The 20,658-nt window shown below is 34.6% G+C and carries 16 protein-coding genes; 13 read left to right on the top strand and 3 right to left on the bottom strand.

The genetic code is table 11. The annotated features are described in order from the left end of the window. Positions 1–19: 19 nt before the first annotated feature. From NLJ00_RS22745 to NLJ00_RS22735, 3 genes are read right to left on the bottom strand one after another with little or no spacing between them, the layout of a single operon-like run. The gene (locus NLJ00_RS22745; protein ID WP_256635519.1) at positions 20–1,588 is read right to left on the bottom strand and encodes an arylsulfatase; all 1,569 of its coding nucleotides are present in this window, start codon (positions 1,586–1,588) and stop codon (positions 20–22) included. Between the two features lie 4 nt (positions 1,589–1,592). Next, positions 1,593–3,065, bottom strand: coding sequence for a RagB/SusD family nutrient uptake outer membrane protein (locus NLJ00_RS22740; protein ID WP_256635518.1), 1,473 nt, complete (start codon positions 3,063–3,065; stop codon positions 1,593–1,595). 18 nt (positions 3,066–3,083) lie between these two features. Continuing rightward, entirely contained in the window at positions 3,084–6,209 is a 3,126-nt protein-coding gene (locus tag NLJ00_RS22735) for a SusC/RagA family TonB-linked outer membrane protein (protein WP_180858444.1), read from the bottom strand. A gap of 1,234 nt (positions 6,210–7,443) precedes the next feature. Between NLJ00_RS22735 and NLJ00_RS22730 the strand changes: the two genes are divergently transcribed. The 13 genes from NLJ00_RS22730 (at position 7,444) to moeB (ending at position 20,508) form a co-directional block, all read left to right on the top strand. Further along, the gene (locus NLJ00_RS22730) at positions 7,444–8,919 is read left to right on the top strand and encodes an MFS transporter (protein ID WP_256635517.1); all 1,476 of its coding nucleotides are present in this window, start codon (positions 7,444–7,446) and stop codon (positions 8,917–8,919) included. A 25-nt stretch (positions 8,920–8,944) separates the two neighbouring features. After that, the gene (locus NLJ00_RS22725) at positions 8,945–10,537 is read left to right on the top strand and encodes a magnesium transporter MgtE N-terminal domain-containing protein (RefSeq protein ID WP_256635516.1); all 1,593 of its coding nucleotides are present in this window, start codon (positions 8,945–8,947) and stop codon (positions 10,535–10,537) included. A gap of 28 nt (positions 10,538–10,565) precedes the next feature. After that, the gene (locus tag NLJ00_RS22720) at positions 10,566–11,615 is read left to right on the top strand and encodes a hypothetical protein (RefSeq protein ID WP_053470288.1); all 1,050 of its coding nucleotides are present in this window, start codon (positions 10,566–10,568) and stop codon (positions 11,613–11,615) included. Between the two features lie 95 nt (positions 11,616–11,710). Then, positions 11,711–13,927 (top strand): molybdopterin oxidoreductase family protein, encoded by a 2,217-nt coding sequence (locus tag NLJ00_RS22715; RefSeq protein ID WP_256635515.1) that lies wholly within the window; start codon positions 11,711–11,713, stop codon positions 13,925–13,927. A 19-nt stretch (positions 13,928–13,946) separates the two neighbouring features. After that, on the top strand, positions 13,947–14,516 hold the full coding sequence (locus tag NLJ00_RS22710; RefSeq protein ID WP_053470286.1) for a 4Fe-4S dicluster domain-containing protein: 570 nt from the start codon (positions 13,947–13,949) through the stop codon (positions 14,514–14,516). A gap of 9 nt (positions 14,517–14,525) precedes the next feature. Further along, entirely contained in the window at positions 14,526–15,038 is a 513-nt protein-coding gene (locus NLJ00_RS22705; protein ID WP_256635514.1) for a QcrA and Rieske domain-containing protein, read from the top strand. Positions 15,039–15,062: 24 nt separating this feature from the next. Beyond that, positions 15,063–15,311 (top strand): DUF6755 family protein, encoded by a 249-nt coding sequence (locus tag NLJ00_RS22700; protein WP_053470284.1) that lies wholly within the window; start codon positions 15,063–15,065, stop codon positions 15,309–15,311. 162 nt (positions 15,312–15,473) lie between these two features. Beyond that, complete coding sequence (locus tag NLJ00_RS22695) at positions 15,474–16,646, top strand: molybdopterin molybdotransferase MoeA (RefSeq protein WP_256635513.1); 1,173 nt, start codon at positions 15,474–15,476, stop codon at positions 16,644–16,646. A gap of 170 nt (positions 16,647–16,816) precedes the next feature. Then, entirely contained in the window at positions 16,817–17,563 is a 747-nt protein-coding gene (locus tag NLJ00_RS22690; RefSeq protein WP_256635512.1) for a sulfite exporter TauE/SafE family protein, read from the top strand. Between the two features lie 252 nt (positions 17,564–17,815). Then, positions 17,816–18,391: a molybdenum cofactor guanylyltransferase gene (locus NLJ00_RS22685; protein WP_256635511.1), complete on the top strand. Its 576-nt coding sequence runs from the start codon at positions 17,816–17,818 to the stop codon at positions 18,389–18,391. A gap of 5 nt (positions 18,392–18,396) precedes the next feature. After that, positions 18,397–19,185, top strand: a complete 789-nt coding sequence (cobA, locus tag NLJ00_RS22680) for a uroporphyrinogen-III C-methyltransferase (protein ID WP_056202691.1) — start codon at positions 18,397–18,399, stop codon at positions 19,183–19,185. A 2-nt stretch (positions 19,186–19,187) separates the two neighbouring features. Then, entirely contained in the window at positions 19,188–19,427 is a 240-nt protein-coding gene (locus tag NLJ00_RS22675) for a MoaD/ThiS family protein (protein WP_053470280.1), read from the top strand. A 10-nt stretch (positions 19,428–19,437) separates the two neighbouring features. Beyond that, complete coding sequence (gene moeB, locus NLJ00_RS22670) at positions 19,438–20,508, top strand: HesA/MoeB/ThiF family protein (RefSeq protein WP_256635510.1); 1,071 nt, start codon at positions 19,438–19,440, stop codon at positions 20,506–20,508. Positions 20,509–20,658 lie beyond the last annotated feature (150 nt).

The raw sequence follows: 20,658 nt of genomic DNA, 5'->3' as shown, positions 1-20,658 counted from the left end.
TAATCACTGTTTAACTCTGCTATTTTATTTTATTCCAATCTTCGACACCTACTTTTACTGCCCATTTTTGATGTAAGTCAATCAGGGTTTGGAGTATTTTCGGTTTTAATTTTGCCACGTTTTTTGTTTCTGTTCGATCTGTAGCAAGATTGTACAATTCCCAGGGCTGATTATTTTCGGCGACAGCCTTCCAATTATCTTTTCTAACTGCTTTGCTGCCTTCATGTTCCCAAAACAAAGCTACATGCGCATCAGATTGTTGTCCTTCAAATTCCTTTTTTAAACTAATTCCTTCTAAAGGTGTGAGGCTTTTTTCTTGAAAAGTCTCTGGATATTTAAAATGGGCATATTCCAGACAAGTAGGGAAAATATCAATCACATGACTTACTCTGTTACTTACTGTTCCTGCTTTAATATGTTTTGGATAATAAGCTATAAAAGGAGAAGCAATTCCGCCTTCGTGCGTGTTCTTTTTGAATAGTTGAAAAGGCGTGTTGCTCACATTTCCCCACGGACTTTCATAACTGTCAATTGATGCGGCAGATCCTGGTGTTCCATTTTTTTGTGTAACATAATTCCAGTTTTTTACATCATCAGCACTTCCGCCGTTATCCGAAAGAAAAAGAACAAGCGTATTATCTTCTTCACCCAATGACTTTACTTTCTGCAGAATTTCTCCAATTCCGGCATCCATTCTGTCGATCATGGCAGCGTAAATTGCCATTCGGGTATCCCATTTGTCTTTTTCTTCGACACTTAGTTTTTCCCAATCCGGCACTTTTTCAAAACGATTGGATAAGTCCCAGTTTTTATCAATGATTCCCAGTTCTTTTAATTTTTTAAAACGAGTTGCTCTCAATTTATCCCATCCTTTTAGGTATTTGCCTTTGTATTTTGCAATATCTTCCGGCAATGCCTGAATGGGCCAATGTGGAGCATTATAAGCAACATACAGAAAAAAAGGTTTTTGCTGATTGTGCTGTTTTTCTAAAGAACTAATGGCGAAATTGGTAATTTCCTGAGTCAGATAAGTAGAAGTATCCGTGCGGATAATTTCTTTATCTCCTTTCAAAAAAGTAACTTTTCTTCCGTCATTATATAAAGGCTGCGAGTTAAAATAACTGCTCCCGTTGTTTTGTAATGTAAAAGAATCATCAAATCCTCTGTTAACCGCCCAGGCTGATGGCACTAAACCAACGTGCCATTTTCCTGAAACAATTGTACTGTAACCTGCCTGTTTAAGTGCTTGCCCAATGGTGATACAATGCTCGTTTAAATATCCCTGATAAGCCGGAAATCCTTTATCCTGAACCATATCGCCAATACCTGCCTGATGTGAATATAAACCCGTGAGCAATGAAGCCCGCGAAGGACAGCAGCGGCCTGCATTATAAAACTGGTTTAGAATAAGCCCGTTTTTAGCAAGTTTATCCAGGTTTGGAGTTTTAATTTCTGAGCCAAAAGCACCAATATCTGAGAAACCTAAATCATCCGCCAAAATGACGATGATATTAGGTTGCTTTTTCTGTGCAAATAGGTGAGATTGTGCAGCAACCAAAAGGGCAAGGATGAACAGTTTTTTAATCATTTTATTAATAACCTGGATTTTGTGGCAATCCTACCGGATCAATATTTCTTTCGCTTTGCGGAATTGGATATAAATTATTACGTTCTGAAACCGAGTTTTTAGCCGTAACTTTTTTAACTTCAGTAACCAAAGTTCCCCAACGAACTAGGTCAAACCAGCGTTGTCCTTCCTGAACAAATTCTTTTTTGCGTTCTTCCTGAATGGCAGCTCTAAAAGTGGTTTGGTTTAATCCAACTAAATCTACAGTTGCATCTGGTGTTGCAATTGGTTTTCCGTAAGCTCTTCTTCTTACCTGATTAAGCAATTCATAAGCTTCTGCAGTTGGTGCACCTTGCTCATTTATGGCTTCCGCCAATGATAATAAGATGTCTGCATAACGAATTAAAGGGAAGTTGATAGCTACATTTCCTGGAGTTGCTAAATTGGTTAAATCCAAATATTTTTTGAAAATAGGTTTAGGAAAAGTATACAGCGTTCCGGTTGTTGGATTAAGTAATTGTTTAGCATAACTTACATCTCTACGAGTATCTCCAGGTTGATAAATATCATAAAACAAGGCTACATCTGAAATAATATCTGCAGGTTCAGTTGCTGTAAATCCGGTAAATGAAGTTGATTGAAATGTGCTTCCGCTAGATCCGTTTCCGGCTTGGTTTGGCTCAAACTGAACAGAGAAAATATGTTCTTTTCCATTCTTTTTTGTTTTCGTAAAAATGTCCTGAAAGTTTTCGAACAAAGCATAACCATATCCACCGTTAATTACTTCTCTTGCTTTTAAAATAGCATTTGGATAATCTTTTCTTGTCAAATACACTTTTGCCAAAATTGCTTTTGCAGCTCCAGAAGTGGCACGTCCGGCATCTGCAGCAGAATAAGCTGCAGGTAAACTTTCGGCAGCAGTTAAATCTGAAATAATTTGAGCATACACATTATCTACAGTTTCTCTTCTTGATTTTAAACTTTCTAACTGAATTGAAGTTGGTTCGTGTAAAACAATTGGAACGCCGCCCCAAATACGAACTGCCTGAAAATAAAGTAATCCGCGGATAAATTTAGCTTCATTAATTAATCTTGTTTTTACAACTTCAGAACCAGATACTTTTGGGATATTATCAATAGAAATATTGGCTCTGTTGATTCCTGCATAAATTTGTCTCCACGCGACTTGTACACGGTCATTTGTTGCATCATGCGTTAAACTGCTCATCGCTCTAACTTGTGGATTTGTTGCAGAAACTCCGGCCGCTGCATAATCAGAACCCATATCGGTTAAGAAATACAAGTTTCTCCCGAACAAACTCTGCTCTCCCGGATCAAGGCTTAAAGAAGCATAAACTGCAGTTACACTCGCAACGGCGTCATCTTGGGTTATAAAGTATTTATCTTCGGTTACAAAAGAGGTTGGTGTTACCTCCAGGTCCGTGCAGGATACAAATAGTCCGGCACTTAAAAGGAATGTTATTATAATCTTTTTCATTTTGATATATTTTTTTACTTAGAAAGTTACGTTCAAGCCCGAGATGAATGTTTTTGAGTTTGGATAAGAACCAAAATCAATTCCCGGATATAAGTTGTTTTGTTCGTATGAACTTACCTCTGGATCATAACCAGTGTATTTTGTCCATGTAACAAGGTTTTCTGCAGAAACATAGAATTTTACGCTTTTTGCTCCCAGTTTTTTAGAGGTACTTTTAGGTAATGTATAACCAAGCGTGATTAGTTTTAATCGTAAGAAAGAAGCATCTTCTACATAACGTTCAGAAACAATTCCTAACGGTGAACTTGTTGCTCTCGGAATTTCGTTACTTGGATTTGTTGGTGTCCAACGATCTTCTAACGTAACATTAGCATTTGTTCCAAGAGTAGAAATTTCTAACTGCTGGTTTAAAGCATTGAAGATTTTCGCGCCATAAGAACCTTGGAAAGAAAAGTTCAAATCAAAATCATTATAAGAAATCGTGTTACTGAAACTTCCAACAAATTTTGGCTGAGATGAACCTAAATTTCCTTTATCAAGAGCTGTAATTACACCGTCTCCGTTTGTATCAACATATTTTCTGTCTCCCACTTTTGTGTTCGCTAAACTGTTGATTTTTGGCTGTGTATTAACTTCTTCCTGAGTCTGGAAAATTCCATTTGTTCTGTATCCCCAAAAAGTTCCTAATGGTAATCCCACTTTTACCGTAACCGGCTGTTGTTGCAATAAAGAACCGTTTGGTACTACAGGGAAAAACTGATTTACTCCGTTTCCTATAGCTACAACTTTATTTCTGTTAGCAGAAAACACAACATTAGAATTCCATGAGAAATTTTCTGTTTTAAGGTTTTCAGTTGTTAAACCAATCTCGATACCTTTATTTTCAACACCTCCAATATTTTGAAGTACACTTGCATATCCTGAAGTTAACGGCACCGGAACGCTGATTAACAAATCGTTTGTTTTTTTGTAATACACATCAAAAACAAAATTGATTTTTCTTTCTAATAATGATAAATCTAAACCAACATTATACTGTGTTGTTTTTTCCCATTTCAAGTCCGGATTTGCTAATCGAGTAGGAGCAAGTCCAGTGTATAATGTTCCGCCAAAAGAATAGTTTACAGAACCCATTTGAGCTAAAGCTAAATAGTTTCCAATTTCCTGGTTTCCTGTTGTTCCGGCAGTAAGTCTAAGTTTAGCCTCAGTTACACCTTTAATGTTGTTTGCAAATTCTTCATCCGTAATATTCCATGAGAAACCTGCTGAAGGGAAATAACCCCAAAGTGACTCTGAACCAAATCTTGAAGATCCATCCGCACGTGCAGAAAGTGTAAAGTTGTATTTTCCTTTATAAGAATAGTTAACTCTCGCCAGCCATGATTTTAAAACACTTTCAAAAGCATCACTGCCAGGTTTTACCGCAACACCATCCTGAAGTGCATTATACGTATTGGCATCATTTACAAATGTATTAGCTCCAGCTGTAACGACTTCACCTTGGGTATATTGAAGTGTATAACCTCCTAAAGCTGAGAATTTATGGTTTTCACCGAAGTTGGTATTATAATTTAAAGTGTTTTCATTTAATACAGAACTTACCAATCTGTCTCCAACTGCAGCTGAACCTTTTGTTCCTGCACCGTTTGAAGTATTTGCAGGCGCATAATAGTTTTGTTTAGTATTGATAACGTCACCGCTTACAGCAACTTTAGCAGTCAGTTTTTTAGTGATTTTATATTCACCAAATAAGCTGGTTAGAATTCTATTTATTTTAGTTTCGTTAATTGTATTTTCCAAATCATTAATTGGGTTTGGAACAAAACCGTTAACAGAAGTTGCGTATGGATTGTTAGTTACATTGTAACTTCCATTTTCATTTCTAATTGGCACTACAGGAGCAGTTAATAAAACACTAACCAGAGGGTTTGGATTTCTTCCTCCGCTTCCGTTATTTGCTATACCATTAGAAAGTGAGTTGCTGTAATTGGCATTAATACCAAATTTAAAGTTTTGAGAATAGTTTCTTTCGTAATTGATACGAAGAGAGATACGTCTAAAATCAGATCCCAGAACAGTACCTTCCTGATCAAAATATCCTGCAGAAACGGCATATCTTGATCTTTCGTCTCCGCCTGAAAATGATAATTGATGATTTTGAACCGGAGCCGCAGTTCTAAATGCTGCATCCTGCCAGTCGTAACTTCCAGAAGTTTTAAAAGCCTCTATCTGCGCTGCAGAAAAAGACGGAGCCTGACCAATACTTGCCTGAACATCATTTCGTAAACTTGCCCATTGGCTGGCATTCATTACGTGAAGTCTTTTTGAAACATTTTGAAATCCAAAATAACCTTGGTATGAAATATTATCCTGTCCTTTTGTTCCTTTTTTAGTTGTAATAATAACAACTCCATTTGCACCACGAGAACCGTAAATTGCAGTTGCAGAGGCATCTTTTAATACTTCAATAGATTCAATATCAGCAGGATTTATAGTAGACAAAACATTTAAACTTGCTCCGGCATTAGATATTCCGGCAGAACTGTTATTGTTGTCATTGTAAATTAAAATTCCGTCTACTACATATAAAGGCTCGTTACCCGCTGTGATTGAGTTTCCTCCACGAATACGTACACTTGAAGACGCACCCGGACGACCCGAACTTTGCGTAACTACCACACCGGCAACAGCGCCTCGTAATAAGTTATCTGCCGATGAAGTTACCTGGGATAAGTTAGCTTTTGGAACAGAAGCTACAGAACCCGTAATGTCTTTTCTCTTTTGAGTTCCGTAACCCACAACAACTAATTCGTCCAGTTCTTGTCTTTCTTCTTTTAAATGAATCGTAACCGGATTTTTCTCTACTATAAATTCTAGTTTCTTATATCCTATGTAACTTACGATTAAGGTGTAAGGAAATTTCTGACCCGTTTGAAAATAAAATTTTCCTTCAGCATCTGTCTGTACACCGTGAGTTGTACCTTTAATTGTTACTGATGCACCTATAATTGGCTGATTTGTAATATCATCGACTACCGTTCCGTCGAGTTTAGATTGAATAAGCGGTGTTGTATTTTGTGCCTGAAATTGCAGGGATGTTAACAAAATTGTAACCCATAAAATGAGGTTTATATTTTTTTTCATTTCTTTGTAATGGTTTAAGTAATTAACAAGGCGCCCTGAGAGCTGAATTTTCAGCACTCTGATTGTTTCCTTGATTTAGTGATAAATGTTCTTTAAGCCTCGCCATTTCTGTTGCCGCAGAAATGGCTTTTTTTATTTACAGCAGCAGGTTTGCATTGTTTTCATTTTAGTTATTTTTTAGTTGGTTAATTGTTTTCTTTTAAAATATAGGTATATTCAAAAATCCTTTTGCTGCAGTTTATGCATCAATTAGATGATTGTATTTTCAATAAAAGTAATCTGGTGGTGAAATTGAGATTTCGTTTTTTAGATTTAGAATTTAATCTAATAACGAACGGATTGCGTTGGTAATTAACAACAGAAGCACATATAACAACAATTGTTATAAGTATCATTTTTTGGAAGAATATAATACGATATGCTTTCGGTTGTTTTCAAAATATAGCTTTTTTGGTTTCGAATATTATTTTATAACTCTACTAATCCTATAGACAAAGTTAATTTTAATATAATAAAAACCAAAAGTTTAGTAAACTTTTTTTAGAAAAGCATAAAATATTTTTTTTATTAAAACTTTTAAATTTAATTAAATTATTGATTTTCAATTATTTAAATTAGGTTTGTAGGCTTTTAAATATGTTAAATTATTTTTTTAGAAGACTTAAAAATGTAGTATTTTACATTTAATTTACTCGTTTTTAAATCCTTAGCAAATTAAAAATCCAACATAAAAAGACCTGAAAAAGATTAAAAAACGTCTGCATATGGAAATTTTAGTTGATACAGCAAAAAAATTTCACTTATTAAAATAAAATTCTCAATTATGGCTATCAAATTTGTTTAGCAGTTTTTTTAATAAAAATTAATATGTAAAATATTAATAATTAACACATTAGTGTTTGTATTTTTTATAATTTTAGAGAATCAATTTTGTATTTGAAGTTTAGAACCTAATTTCTTGGCTATTTATACAGAGAAAAAAAGAAAGACCACCCCTTAAAGAATTAAAAAACATAATTCTTACAAATAAAAATTCAGATATAAGCCTTTATTTGATAAAAATATTATTTATATATTTTTATAACTACGTAATTAATAATGTTTTATCGTGATTGTTGTATTGAAGACTTATGGTCTTTAATATGATATATGTCATTTTTTGTCAGTTTTGAAGATTTTAATTTTGTCGTTTTACTGAAGCATATTTAGTTTAATACTATTTTAAATTTTTTATATGAGTAATCTTTCTCAATCTCACAGAATTCTATTTCTAAATACACTGGCCTTTACAATATGTTTTGCCTGCTGGACGCTAAATGGTGTTTTAATTACGTATTTAGCAGACAAAGGAATATTTAATTTTACTGTTGTAGAAACAGGATGGTTATTAGGAATTCCAATTCTTTCGGGCTCGATTTTCAGACTTCCAATAGGTATCCTGACAGATAAATATGGAGGTAAAATTGTATTTTCTATATTGCTTTTATTATGTTCCGTACCACTTTTTTTACTGCCTTTTGCAAATTCGTTCTGGAGTTTTGCTGTTTTAAGTTTTTTCTTCGGATTAGTTGGAACAAGCTTTGCAGTCGGTATTGGATATACATCAATTTGGTATCCAAAAGAATGGCAGGGAAGAGCCTTGGGAATTTTCGGAATGGGAAATGCAGGCGCAGCAATTACTACTTTTATTGCACCAACTTTACTAAATCATTTATCCGAAAAAGATCCAATAAACGGTTGGAAAATGCTTCCTGTTATTTACGCAGCTACACTTGTTATCATAGGGTTTCTTTTTATTGTTTTTGCTAAAAATAAAAAGAACCCAACAGTTTCAAAAACAATAACACAATTAATCTCTCCACTCAAAAATGTCCGTGTCTGGCGTTTTGGAGCTTATTACTTTTTAGTATTTGGTTTCTTCGTGGCATACTCACAATGGCTTCTTCCTAATTTCATGAATGTATATCATACAACCTTAGTAATGGGCGGTTTGTTTGCTACAATGTTCAGTTTACCATCTGGTGTAATCAGAGCTTTTGGAGGATATCTCTCAGATAAATTTGGAGCCAGAAAAGTAATGTATTGGGTTTTAGGCTCATCAATTGTAATCAGCTTTTTATTAATGTTTCCAAAAATGGAAATTTACACCGCAGGTCCGGGCGTTTTGGCAATGAATAATGGAATTGTAACAGAAGTTTCGGCTGATAAAATTATGGTTGGCGAAAAAATACATTCCATAAATAAAAAAGAAATATTGCAGCATAGCGAAACATCAATTTTTCCCGAAAAAAGCTCTTGGCAGGAAATTATTGTCAAACAAAATCAAGAAGTTAAAAAGAAAGAATTGTTAGCACAGGGAATAACTCAAATTAAATTCAGTGCAAATCTTTGGGTATATCTGGTTCTGGTAATTCTAATAGGAATTTCATGGGGAATTGGAAAAGCGGCAGTTTATAAACACATTCCGGAGTATTTCCCAAATGAAGTAGGAGTTGTGGGCGGCATGGTTGGATTAATAGGAGGTTTAGGCGGATTTGTCGGTCCTATAATCTTTGGTTATTTATTAAACTATACAGGACTTTGGACCAGCTCATGGATATTCATTTTTGTAGTTTCTGTGCTTTGTTTATTGTGGATGCATCGAACAATTATAAATGCAACACGAACTAAACTGCCAAACTTTACAAGAGATATAGAAAGTAATCATTAAAAAATAAAAATTAAACAATAGATATATGAAAACTTGGTTAGACAAATGGGAACCGGAAGATGATGCGTTTTGGAACTCTGGCGGAAGTAAAATTGCATGGAGAACATTAACAATAACAACATTAACATTAATATTATCATTTGCCTCTTGGTTTATGATGAGCGTAATCGCAGTTAAACTACCTGGATTAGGATTTAGTTTTTCTAAAGATCAGCTTTTCTGGTTAACAGCAATTCCGGGATTAGCGGCGGGATTATTACGAATTATTCATACTTTTTTATTACCCATTTTCGGGACACGACATATTGTATCTTTTGCAACATTAATTAAATTAATTCCAGTTATAGGGATTGGTTTTGCCATTATGAATGTAAATACACCATTTTGGGTTTTTGCAGTTTTGGCTTTTACAACAGGTTTTGGCGGAGGAGATTTTTCATCTTATATGCCAAGTACAAGTTTATTTTTTCCGCAAAGATTAAAAGGAACCGCATTAGGAATTCAGGCAGGAATAGGAAATTTTGGGGTTTCGATCGCGCAATTTGTAACGCCTCTTATAATTAGTGTTGGTATTTATGGTGCTGCATCTGGTTTTACAAGCGTTGATCCTAAAGAAACATTAACCCTTTTACAAACATCCAGTCTGGAAAAACAAAAAGAAGTTTTTGCAACATTTGATGCAGAAGTTCAGACTAAAATACTTTCTAACATAAAGAAAAACGTAATTGATTCTGTAAGTGCTGCGGTAAACTCTACTGATAACGTTATTATTTTTAATGCATTACCAGTAAAAGCAAAAGCAAAAGCCATTGCAAATGCAAATCCAAAATTAGCCGAAAAAATCTTAGACAACATTAATCCTGAAAATACAGCCGTTAAAAAATCAGAGATCTACTTACAGTCTGCAGCATTTTGGTACGTTCCATTTTTACTAATCATGGCAATTTTAAGCTGGTTTTATTTAAAAAGTATTCCAATGATGGCCTCTGTAAAAGAACAAATGGACATTTTTTCAAATAAACATACCTGGTATTGTACGATTACTTACTTAATGACTTTTGGAACTTTTGCAGGTTTATCTGCGGCTTTTCCATTAATGATTAAATTTTTATACGGAGATTTTCCAAATGCACCAGATCCTTTAGTGTATGCGTTCTATGGCCCATTATTAGGTTCTGCAAGTCGAATTGCTTTTGGATTTGTAGCTGATAAAGTAGGAGGAGCAATCTTAACAACCATTACAGGTTTAGGGATTTTGTGTGGAGCCATTATATTGGTAACACAAGGATTGGTCGCACCAACAAGTATGGATCAATTTCCTCTTTTTGTTACAGTTATTTTAGTAATGTTCTTTTTTACGGGAATTGGCAATGCAGGTACTTTTAGACAATATCCAATCATATTTAAAGAAAATCCGCGTCAGGCAGCCGGAGTTATTGGCTGGACAGCTGCAATAGCTGCTTTTGGACCTTTTATCTTTTCTAAATTAATAGGGAATAATATTTCTGCTAATGGGACTGTAAATCAGTTCTTTATAGGTGTTTGTTTTTTCACTATATTAGCTACAGGTATCAATTGGTGGTTCTACAATCGTAAAAATTGTGAGAAACCAAGTTAAGAAGTAATCATTAAATTAAAAATTAAGGATGAAAGATAAAACATTTAATACCAAAGCCTTACTTGTTGCAACACTAGTTTCTATACTCACAATTGTGCTAGTGTTTTACGGATCAAGACAATTACAAAATTTTGATGCAGCATTAGTCACTTATTTATTCGGAACTGTTTTTGCCTTCTTCGGAATCGTGTATCGCTATACCGTTTGGCTGCAAAGACCTCCAACGTGGATGTATTTTAAAAGAAGCCTTAAATTTCTTTTTACAGGAAAAATAATTTCTCATTTATGGTTTCTGGGAAAAGAATCAGTACAAAATATTGTCGTACAAAAATTTATTTATCCAAGAAGCAAATGGCGCTGGTTTGCCCATTTTTGTATTGCAATAGGATGTTTATCGGCTTTTGCCATCACAATTCCGCTTACATTTGGATGGATTCACTTTACGCTCGCACCAAATTCAATTTCCATTTACGAAGCACATTTCTTCGGATTTAAAATGATGGATTTTCAAATAAATTCATTTTTGGCTTTTCTGATTTTTCATGCCTTAAATTGGTCTTCATGGTTAGTAATTATAGGATCTGTTTATTATTTAAGAAGAAGATTAACCAATCCCGGATTAATTGCAACCCAAACTTTTGAAGGTGATTTGTTGCCCTTAATTCTATTAATAGCTATTTCAGTTACCGGATTATGTCTAACATATTCCTATCAGTTCATGAAAGGTTTTGCATATGATTTCTTAGCCGTAATTCATGCTGTAACGGTAATCATGTTTTTAATCTGGATTCCGTTTGGGAAATTCTTTCATATCATCCAGCGTCCGGCGCAAATTGGAGCACACATCTATAAACAAGAAGGAATAAAAAAAGGAATGGCAGTTTGTCCGCATACCGGAGAAGAATTTGCAACCCAGCTTCATATCAATGATTTAAAAATCGTAACCAAAGAATTAGGTTTTGATTTTACCCACGAAGACGGAACTTCTCACCTCGATTTAAGCCCCGAAGGAAAAAGATCACGCCTTGCTCAAGCACACCTAAAAGCCAGACTAGAAGGCGGAAATTTATTTGGATAATTATAAAAAAGTATTCAGTCGCAGTTTTTAGTTTACAGTACTAATTCTGTAAACCAAGACTGAAAACTGCGACCGAAAACTGAAAACTAAAAAATATGGCAAAACTACCCGTATCAACTGAAAAAATAATTGAACAATTTGGTCCGCATTTGAATTATGCACCAGTAGACGGTTACGACGGAAGAGACGAACCAGATGACGTTGTAAAAACACATTGCTGCTTTTGCGGCATGCAGTGTGGAATTCAATTATTAGTGAAAGAAAATAAAGTAGTAGGTTTTGAACCGTGGATGGAATTTCCGTTTAACGAAGGACGTTTGTGTCCAAAAGGAGTTCAAAGGTATCTTCAAAATAATCACCCAGACCGACTTTTGCATCCGATACAAAGAGTAGAAGGAAAAGGTTTTGAAAAAGTTTCTTGGGATGATGCGATGGATAAAACCGTTTCTGAAATAAAAAGGATTCAGGAAAAATACGGAAAACACGCTTTCTCTATGTTATCTGGAGTTTCATTAACCAACGAAAAAAGTTATTTAGTTGGAAAATTTGCCCGTGTCGCTTTAAAAACAAGAAACCTAGATTACAACGGAAGACTTTGTATGGTAAGCGCCGGAGCCGGAAATAAAAAAGCATTTGGTTTAGACCGAGCTTCAAATAATTATTCTGACTTAGAATATGCCGAAGTTATTATTGTAGCCGGAGCCAATATCAGTGAAACTTTCCCAACGCTAACACATTGGATTTGGAAAGCCAGAGATCGCGGTGCAAAATTAATTGTGATCGATCCAAGAATGATTCCGTTGGCAAGAACGTCCGATATTCACTTAGATGTAAAACCCGGAACAGATTCTGCTTTATACGGCGCAATGCTGAAATATTTGGTAGATCACGACATGTTAGATCATGATTTTATAGATAATTATACATCAGGATTTCAGGAAACAATTGATGCCGTTAAAGATTATACTTTAGAATGGGCAGAAGAAGTTACCGGAATTGATAAAGAAAAAATAAAAGCTGCCGCCGAATTATGGGGAAAAGCAAAAACAAGCTTTTTACTGCACGCGCGCGGTATCGAACATCACTCAAAAGGTGTTGATAATGTTTTAGGCTGTATTAATCTTGTTTTGGCAACAGGAAGAATTGGAAGACCATATTGTGGTTACGGAACTATCACCGGACAAGGAAATGGTCAGGGCGGTAGAGAACACGGACATAAATGTGATCAATTGCCCGGAAACAGGGACATTGAAAATCCGGAACACCGAAAGTACATATCAGAAATTTGGGGAATTGACGAAAAAGATTTACCCGGAAAAGGACTTACGGCTTATGAAATTATAGAAGCCATTCACAGAGACGAAATCAAAGGATTAATTTCCATTTGTTTCAATCCGCTGGTTTCGCTTCCAAACAATAACTATGTACGTTCTGCTCTTGAAAAATTAGAGTTTTACGTTTGTATCGATTTCTTTTTGAATGAAACGGCGCGTCATGCCGATATTGTTTTGGCAGGATCTTTACAGGAAGAAGAAGAAGGAACAACAACTTCTGCAGAAGGAAGAGTGATTAGAATCAGACAAGCGGTTACACCTCCGGGTGAAGCCAGAACTGATACTTCAATTTTATTAGAAATTGCCAAAAGACTGGGAGAAGAAGATAAATTCAATTATGATAATAGTGAACAAATCTTCAATGAATTGCGTGTCGCTTCAAAAGGCGGGACAGCAGATTATTTCGGAATCACGTATAAAAAAGTAGAAGATAATATGGGCGTTTTCTGGCCTTGTCCAACCGAAGATCATCCGGGAACACCAAGATTATGGGAAGATAAAAAGTTTAAAACTCCAGACGGAAAAGCGCATTTTAATCCCGCACCATACAAACTTCCGGGTGAAGTTACCGATGAAGAATATCCAATAACATTGACAACTGGTCGCGTAGTTTCGCAATATTTAAGCGGAACGCAAACGCGCCGAATTGGAAAATTGGTAGATCAGTTTCCAGAGCCCATGTTAGAAATTCATCCTGAATTAGCAGAAAAATACGGAATCAAACAAAGAGAATTAATAAGAGTAGCAACAAGAAGAGGCGAAGGAATTTTTCCTGCCAATATTGTAGAAACCATTAGAAAAGATACTGTTTTCATTCCGTATCACTGGCCGGGACACAAATCTGCCAATCAATTAACGCCGGGAACTTTAGACCCGATTTCTAAAATTCCAGAGTTTAAAGTCTGCGCCTGTTTATTAGATCCGCAGGGAAAAATAGCACCGCCAGCCAAAGAATCTGAAGCGTATGCAAGTGTTTAATCTATAAAAAAATGAAGTTATGAATTTGACCAATTTTAATACAAACGAAGAGTTTTTTGTAGATATGCAGCGCTGTATTGGCTGCAAAGCCTGCGAAATGGCCTGCGCCGAATGTGAAACCAACGGCCAGCAAACTTTAATAAGCGTAAATTATGTAGATCGTGCTTCGACAATACAAACCACAGTTCAGGTTTGTATGCATTGCGAAGACCCGGTTTGTGCGAATGTCTGTCCGGCAGATGCGATTTCACAAGATGAATTTGGTGTAGTACATACCGCAAATACCGAAAGATGTATAGGATGTTCAAACTGTGTTATGGCTTGTCCTTTTGGTGTACCTAAAAAAGTCGAAGAATACGATTTAATGATGAAATGCACGATGTGTTACGACAGAACAAGCGTAGGTAAAAAGCCAATGTGCGCTACAGTTTGTCCAAGCGGTGCATTGTTTTACGGAACAAGGGAACAAATCGAGGAAATGAGACCGAACAGTACGCCAGTCAACAATTTCATTTTTGGACAGGAAAAAGTCAAAACAAAAGTCAATATTATGATGCCAAAAGGCAGTACAGAATTAAGAATTTATTAAACCAGAATCATGTCAAAAGAAGATAATTTAAATCAAAACTGGAAAAAAGATTTCCCCATTAAAAAACAGGAATCAACTCAGGTCAGCCGACGCGATTTTGCTAAATTCCTGACTTTTGTATCCGGCGGATTAATGGTAGGAAGCGGATTCGTAACCGCAAAAGCCTTTTTACTACCAAAAGAAGAAGTACAAGGCGAACATTTCATCTGTAATAAAGAAGATGTTCCCGTAGGCGGAACTCGTGGTTTTGTTTTAGAAGGAAGTACAATTCCGTATATATTAATTCACTTAGAAAGCGGTGATTTTAGGGCTTACGAGCAAAAATGTACGCATCTTTCCTGCTCCGTATTTTACAAACCCGGAACCGGAATCATCCATTGTCCATGTCACGAAGGTTCATTTGATGCCATGACAGGAGATGTAATTGCAGGTCCGCCGCCAAGAGCTTTACCACAGTTAGAAGTGATATTTAAAGAAAATGCTGTTTTTGTAAAAACAATGATAGAGAAAAAAGACAGTTAGATTGTATAATTTAAATTTATAGATATGAGTACTTTTAGACGAAGCCAGAATCGCGCTAACCCTAATAAGCTGAACAATATACTTTCGACACTTATTTTTATTCTGATTTTAAACGTCAGCATTCAAATCTGGCTTTTATATGCGTCCTTAAATAATGCATTAGAAAATAACAAGGAAATATTAATTCCAGCCTTTATAGCTTCTGCAATACTATTTTTTATTGGTTTTGCGTGGTTATATTATCTTCCTAAAGGTAATTTTAAAAGAAAGTAAATCAAACACTTCAACTTTAAAAGCTATTTGATTTTTTCGCTCGGTATTTAAAAGAATTAAGCTAAATTTATATTTTTAAAAAATTTAGGTACTTAATTGATTTAACTAAGTAAAAATACTTATATTTGTAATAAGTATTTTTTGCTTGTAAAAATAACACGAATGATTAAAGTAGAAGATGCTATAGCTATTATTGAGGCGAACAGCAATAAAATGTCGACAAAGCTAATTTCGGTTAGCAAAGCGTTAGGATATGTTTTGGCAGAAAAAGTAATTTCTCCAATTGACATGCCGCCGTTTCGCCAATCGGCTATGGATGGATATGCCTTTACACACAGCATCAAACATCAATATGATATTGTTGGGACTTCACAGGCTGGAGATCATTCAAATGTAAAATTAAAAGCAAACGAAGCAATTCGAATATTTACAGGCGCATTTGTCCCTGATAACGCAGATACTGTAGTGATGCAGGAACATGTAATGGCAAATAAAAATTCTATTTTGATTGCCACAATGCCTGAGAAACTTTCAAACGTTCGCCCAAAAGGAGAACAAATTACGAAAGATGCTGTAGTTTTTGAAGCCAATACTTTAATCACGCCCGCAGCAATTGGATTTTTAGCCTGTTTAGGAATCACAGAAGTTGAGGTTTATAAAAAACCGAAAGTAGCCATTTTAGTAACCGGAAACGAATTAGTTCAACCGGGAAAAAAGCTTAAAAAAGGAAAAATTTTCGAAAGTAATTCATTTATGCTGGAAGCAGCGCTGGAAACTATCGGAATCAAAAAAACAAAAGTTTACAGAGTAAAAGATAATTTGAAAGCGACAAAAAAAGCGCTTAAAAGCATTCTGAAAAAATACGATGTTGTTTTAATTTCCGGCGGAATTTCAGTTGGCGATTATGATTTTGTAAAAGAAGCTTTATTGCAAAACGGCGTTCAGGAATTGTTTTATAAAATCAATCAGAGACCTGGAAAACCAATGTTTTTTGGATCAAAAAATGAAACCTTAGTTTTCGCTTTACCCGGAAACCCAGCTTCATCGCTGACGAATTTTTACATTTACGTTTCGCCCGCAATTAAAAACAAATTAGGATTTTCAGAAATTCATAAAACAAAAGTAGTTCGAAAATTAAATTCGGATATTAAGAATACTACAGGAAAAACATTATTCTTAAAAGCTAAATACGACGAAACAAAAGTCACCGTTCTCGACGGACAAAGTTCCGCAATGCTCAACACTTTTGCCGTAGCCAACAGTTTACTTATTGTTCCGGAAGATATTCAGGAATATAAAAAAGGACAGTTAGTTACATTATTGCCGATTGATTAAGAAATTTTAGATTTTAGATTGTTGATTTTAGATTTTTAGAATAAGAAAATAGAATAAAGAGTATAGAAAATAGATTTTTGTTATTAAGGATGAAAAGCAGTGTGTAATTTTAAACATATAGCTTGACAACTTGAAACTTTAAACCTGAAACAAAATAAACAAAAAAAAAAATGAACCTATTAAGTTCCGAAAACATATTACTATTCAGTTTCGCATTAATCGTTATTGCGTTTTTATATTCCAGCGTTGGTCATGGCGGCGCATCGGGGTATTTGGCTTTGATGAGCATTTTTGCTTTCCCAGTTTCGATTATGAAACCTTCGGCTTTGTTATTGAATTTGTTTGTTTCGAGTATTTCATTTTTGTTTTATTATCGAAAGAATTTTTTCAAACCAAAGCTCTTTTATCCGTTTGCGATTGCCTCAATTCCGGCAGCATTTATCGGCGGATTTATAACTTTAGATAATGCGATTTATAAAATAATTTTAGGAATTGTATTGGTTTTTGCAGCATTGAGATTGTTTGGAGTATTTAATTTTAAAGAAAAAGAAGAAGTAAAAATCAATCTTCCAATAGCACTAGTAATTGGTTTTGCAATAGGTTTATTATCAGGAATGTTAGGAATAGGCGGCGGAATTATCCTGAGTCCGATTTTATTGTTTTTAGGATGGGCATCAGTAAAAGAATCGGCTGCAGTTTCGAGTTTATTCATTTTTGTGAATTCAACAGCTGGAATGTTAGGATTCTTTTTAGGAGGAAAAACAATTCCGATGGAAAGTTTTTATCTGGTTCCAATTGCAGTGATAGGAGGAATGTTAGGCGGATTTTACGGAAGCGGCTCTTTCTCTAACAGAACATTAAAAATGGTTTTAGGAACAGTAATTTTGATGGCAAGCGTCAAATTGATTTTTCCTTGAAATATAAAGAATGAAAATTTGTAATTTCTGTTTGCAGAGTTTTTGCCACAGATTTCACAGATTTAAAAGGATTTTTATTTGCCACGAATTGCACGAATTATCACAAATTTTTATTCGCAAAATCAAAAAATTAATTCGTGGAAATTTGTGTAATTCGTGGCAAAAGAATAAAGACAAAGTATTTTAAATAATCTGTTTAATCTGTGAAATCTGTGGCAGAATAAATAAAAGAAAACCTGAAACAAAAAAGATATGGAAACAAAATTAACAACATTTATTCTTTGCGGTGGAAAAAGCTCCAGAATGCAGTCTGAAAAAGGATTAGTGCTGTTTCAGGAAAAACCATTTATAGAACATATAATTAAGGCGATTTTGCCTATTACAGAACAAATAAAACTAATTACGGCATCAAAAGAATACGATTATCTGCCGTATGAAAAAATATCCGATATTATTTCAGATAAAGGTCCGTTAGGTGGAATTTATACCGCCTTATCCCATTCTGATGCCGAATTTAATTTGATTTTAAGCTGCGATATTCCGTTGATTTCAACTGAATTATTGCAGGAATTAATTTCAAAACATACAGAAGAAGCTGGAATAACTGTTTTTGCTTCCGAAAGTAAAACACATCCATTAATTGGGATTTATTCAAAAAAGATTGTTCCAATTATTAAAAGCGCTATTGATTCAGATGAATTAAAAATGATGGATTTATTGGCTAAAGTGCCACATCAAATTTTGAATATAGAAGAAAGTGAAAACTTTCCTTTGACGAATATTAATTCGGCCGACGAATTAAATGATCTGAATATCAATTTAAGTTAGAGATTATGCAAAACTTAAAAACACCAAAATTAACGATTGTGGGCGCAGGTCCGGGCGACGTTGAATTGATTACGATGAAAGCGATTAAAGCTTTAAAAAGTGCCGATGTAGTTTTGTATGATGCTTTGGTCAACGAAGAATTGTTAGAATATGCATCAAACGCAGAAATTGTTTTTGTTGGAAAACGATTAGGCTGTCATGCTTACACACAAGATCAGATTAATGATTTGATTGTTTCGATGGCTAAAAGTCATGGACACGTTGTGCGTTTAAAAGGCGGAGATCCGTTTGTTTTTGGAAGAGGAAGCGAAGAAATCGAGTTTGCAGAAGAATTTGGAATTGAAACTGCCATTGTTCCCGGAATTTCCTCTGCTTTGGGCGTTCCTGCTTCGGTTGGAATTAGTTTAACACAGCGTAAAGTGGCCGAAAGTTTTTGGGTAATAACCGGAACAACTTCAGATCATAAATTATCAAAAGATGTTCTTTTAGCTTCAAAATCGGCGGCGACGGTGGTTATTTTGATGGGAATGCATAAATTGAACGAAATAATTTCGATTTATCAGGAAAACAGAAATGACGATTTACCCATCGCTATTATTCAAAACGGAACAAAAAATTCAGAACAAAAAGTGATTGGAACTATCAATACAATCACTAAATTGGTTGCTGAAAAAAATATATCATCGCCCGCTATTATTGTGATTGGCGAAGTGGTTAGAAATACTTCAAGCTGGATTTCCTATTTTCAGGAACATTTTGAAGATGAATTCATTTTTCAGAATTTAAATTTATAAAAATGATCGAGATTAAATATTTTGGAGCTGTTGCAGAAAAGACAAAATGTGAATTCGAAAAGTTATCTTTTTCCGAAGAATTATCACTGCAAAAACTATTGCAAGATTTAAACGAAAAATACCAATTCGAATCGCTTTCTTTCAGCGTAGCAGTAAATCAAAAAATAGTTTCAAAAGCAGCAGATTACAATTTACAAACAAGTGATATTGTGGCTTTATTACCGCCGTTTGCCGGAGGATAAAAATTAATTTATGAGTGCATCAAACCGATATAACCGACAAATAATTCTTCCTGAAATAGGAGAGGATGGTCAGTACAAATTATCGAAAGCTAAAGTTTTGGTTATTGGTGCCGGAGGTTTGGGCGCGGCAATTCTGCCTTATTTGGCTGCAGCCGGAGTTGGAGAAATAGGGATTGTAGATGATGATGATATTGAAATTACGAATTTGCATCGTCAGGTAATTTACAAAAGTTCGGCTGTTGGAAAATCTAAAGTTGAAGAAGCTAAATTAATGTTTTCAGAATTGAATCCGCTTGTAAAAGTCAACGCTTTTGCTGAGAAATTATCAGGTAAAAATGCCCTTTCGTTATTCGAAAAATATGATATTATTGTTGACGCAACAGATAATATTTCGATTAAATATTTAATAAATGATGCTTGTTTGGTAACCAATAAACCAATGGTTTACGGATCAATTTTTAGATTTCAGGGACAGGTTTCAGTTTTCAATTATCAAAACGGACCAACATACAGATGTTTATATCCAGATGAAAATAACAATGCTTTAAATTGTGAAGATGCCGGAGTAATTGGAATTTCGGTTGGAATTATCGGAATGTTTCAGGCAAATGAAGTCCTAAAAATGATTCTCGGAATTGGTGAAGTTTTAAGCGGTAAAATATTAGTTTATAATATCCTCAACAACGAACAGCAAAAATATGATTTTGATAAAAGTAATTTTCAGTTAATAAGCAGAGAATCATTCGAAGAAAAATATAATAAATCTGAAGTTGAAGAAGTCAATTTTGAATCGATTTTGGATGAAATAAACAATGATTCCGTTTTATTTCTGGATGTTAGAAACGCGGACGAATTACCAAAAATCAGTTTAAAAAATCAAATTCAGATTCCTTTGCTGTATCTAGAAAATGAAATTGAAAAACTGGATAAAAACCAGAAGATTTATGTTTTCTGTCAATCTGGAATTAGAAGTAAAATCGCAGCAGAATTGCTTCAAAAGCATCAATTTAAAAATATAAAAAGTATTGCTGGCGGAGTTTTAGCAATGAAAGATATATTGAAAGAAGAAATAAAAATATAGCCACAAACTTTAAAATGTTCGTTATAGTTTGTCATTTCGACGAAGGAGAAATCTTCGTAAGTAGCTCGACAAAGATTAGCGAATTACTGTGCGGAGTTTCTTGCGAAGATTTCTCCTTCGTCGAAATGACAATATTGATGTTAATTTTCT

Origin of the sequence: Flavobacterium panici (assembly GCF_024499525.1) — a bacterium.
GTDB lineage: Bacteria > Bacteroidota > Bacteroidia > Flavobacteriales > Flavobacteriaceae > Flavobacterium > Flavobacterium panici.
Note: the sequence above shows the minus strand (reverse complement) of the source record. Positions and strands in the feature narration are given on the sequence as shown.

Coding starts and splice junctions, on each gene's coding strand:
- NLJ00_RS22745 (WP_256635519.1), bottom strand. CDS start 1,588: ATGATTAAAAAACTGTTCATCCTTGCCCTTTTGGTTGCTGCACAATCT.
- NLJ00_RS22740 (WP_256635518.1), bottom strand. CDS start 3,065: ATGAAAAAGATTATAATAACATTCCTTTTAAGTGCCGGACTATTTGTA.
- NLJ00_RS22735 (WP_180858444.1), bottom strand. CDS start 6,209: ATGAAAAAAAATATAAACCTCATTTTATGGGTTACAATTTTGTTAACA.
- NLJ00_RS22730 (WP_256635517.1), top strand. CDS start 7,444: ATGAGTAATCTTTCTCAATCTCACAGAATTCTATTTCTAAATACACTG.
- NLJ00_RS22725 (WP_256635516.1), top strand. CDS start 8,945: ATGAAAACTTGGTTAGACAAATGGGAACCGGAAGATGATGCGTTTTGG.
- NLJ00_RS22720 (WP_053470288.1), top strand. CDS start 10,566: ATGAAAGATAAAACATTTAATACCAAAGCCTTACTTGTTGCAACACTA.
- NLJ00_RS22715 (WP_256635515.1), top strand. CDS start 11,711: ATGGCAAAACTACCCGTATCAACTGAAAAAATAATTGAACAATTTGGT.
- NLJ00_RS22710 (WP_053470286.1), top strand. CDS start 13,947: ATGAATTTGACCAATTTTAATACAAACGAAGAGTTTTTTGTAGATATG.
- NLJ00_RS22705 (WP_256635514.1), top strand. CDS start 14,526: ATGTCAAAAGAAGATAATTTAAATCAAAACTGGAAAAAAGATTTCCCC.
- NLJ00_RS22700 (WP_053470284.1), top strand. CDS start 15,063: ATGAGTACTTTTAGACGAAGCCAGAATCGCGCTAACCCTAATAAGCTG.
- NLJ00_RS22695 (WP_256635513.1), top strand. CDS start 15,474: ATGATTAAAGTAGAAGATGCTATAGCTATTATTGAGGCGAACAGCAAT.
- NLJ00_RS22690 (WP_256635512.1), top strand. CDS start 16,817: ATGAACCTATTAAGTTCCGAAAACATATTACTATTCAGTTTCGCATTA.
- NLJ00_RS22685 (WP_256635511.1), top strand. CDS start 17,816: ATGGAAACAAAATTAACAACATTTATTCTTTGCGGTGGAAAAAGCTCC.
- cobA (WP_056202691.1), top strand. CDS start 18,397: ATGCAAAACTTAAAAACACCAAAATTAACGATTGTGGGCGCAGGTCCG.
- NLJ00_RS22675 (WP_053470280.1), top strand. CDS start 19,188: ATGATCGAGATTAAATATTTTGGAGCTGTTGCAGAAAAGACAAAATGT.
- moeB (WP_256635510.1), top strand. CDS start 19,438: ATGAGTGCATCAAACCGATATAACCGACAAATAATTCTTCCTGAAATA.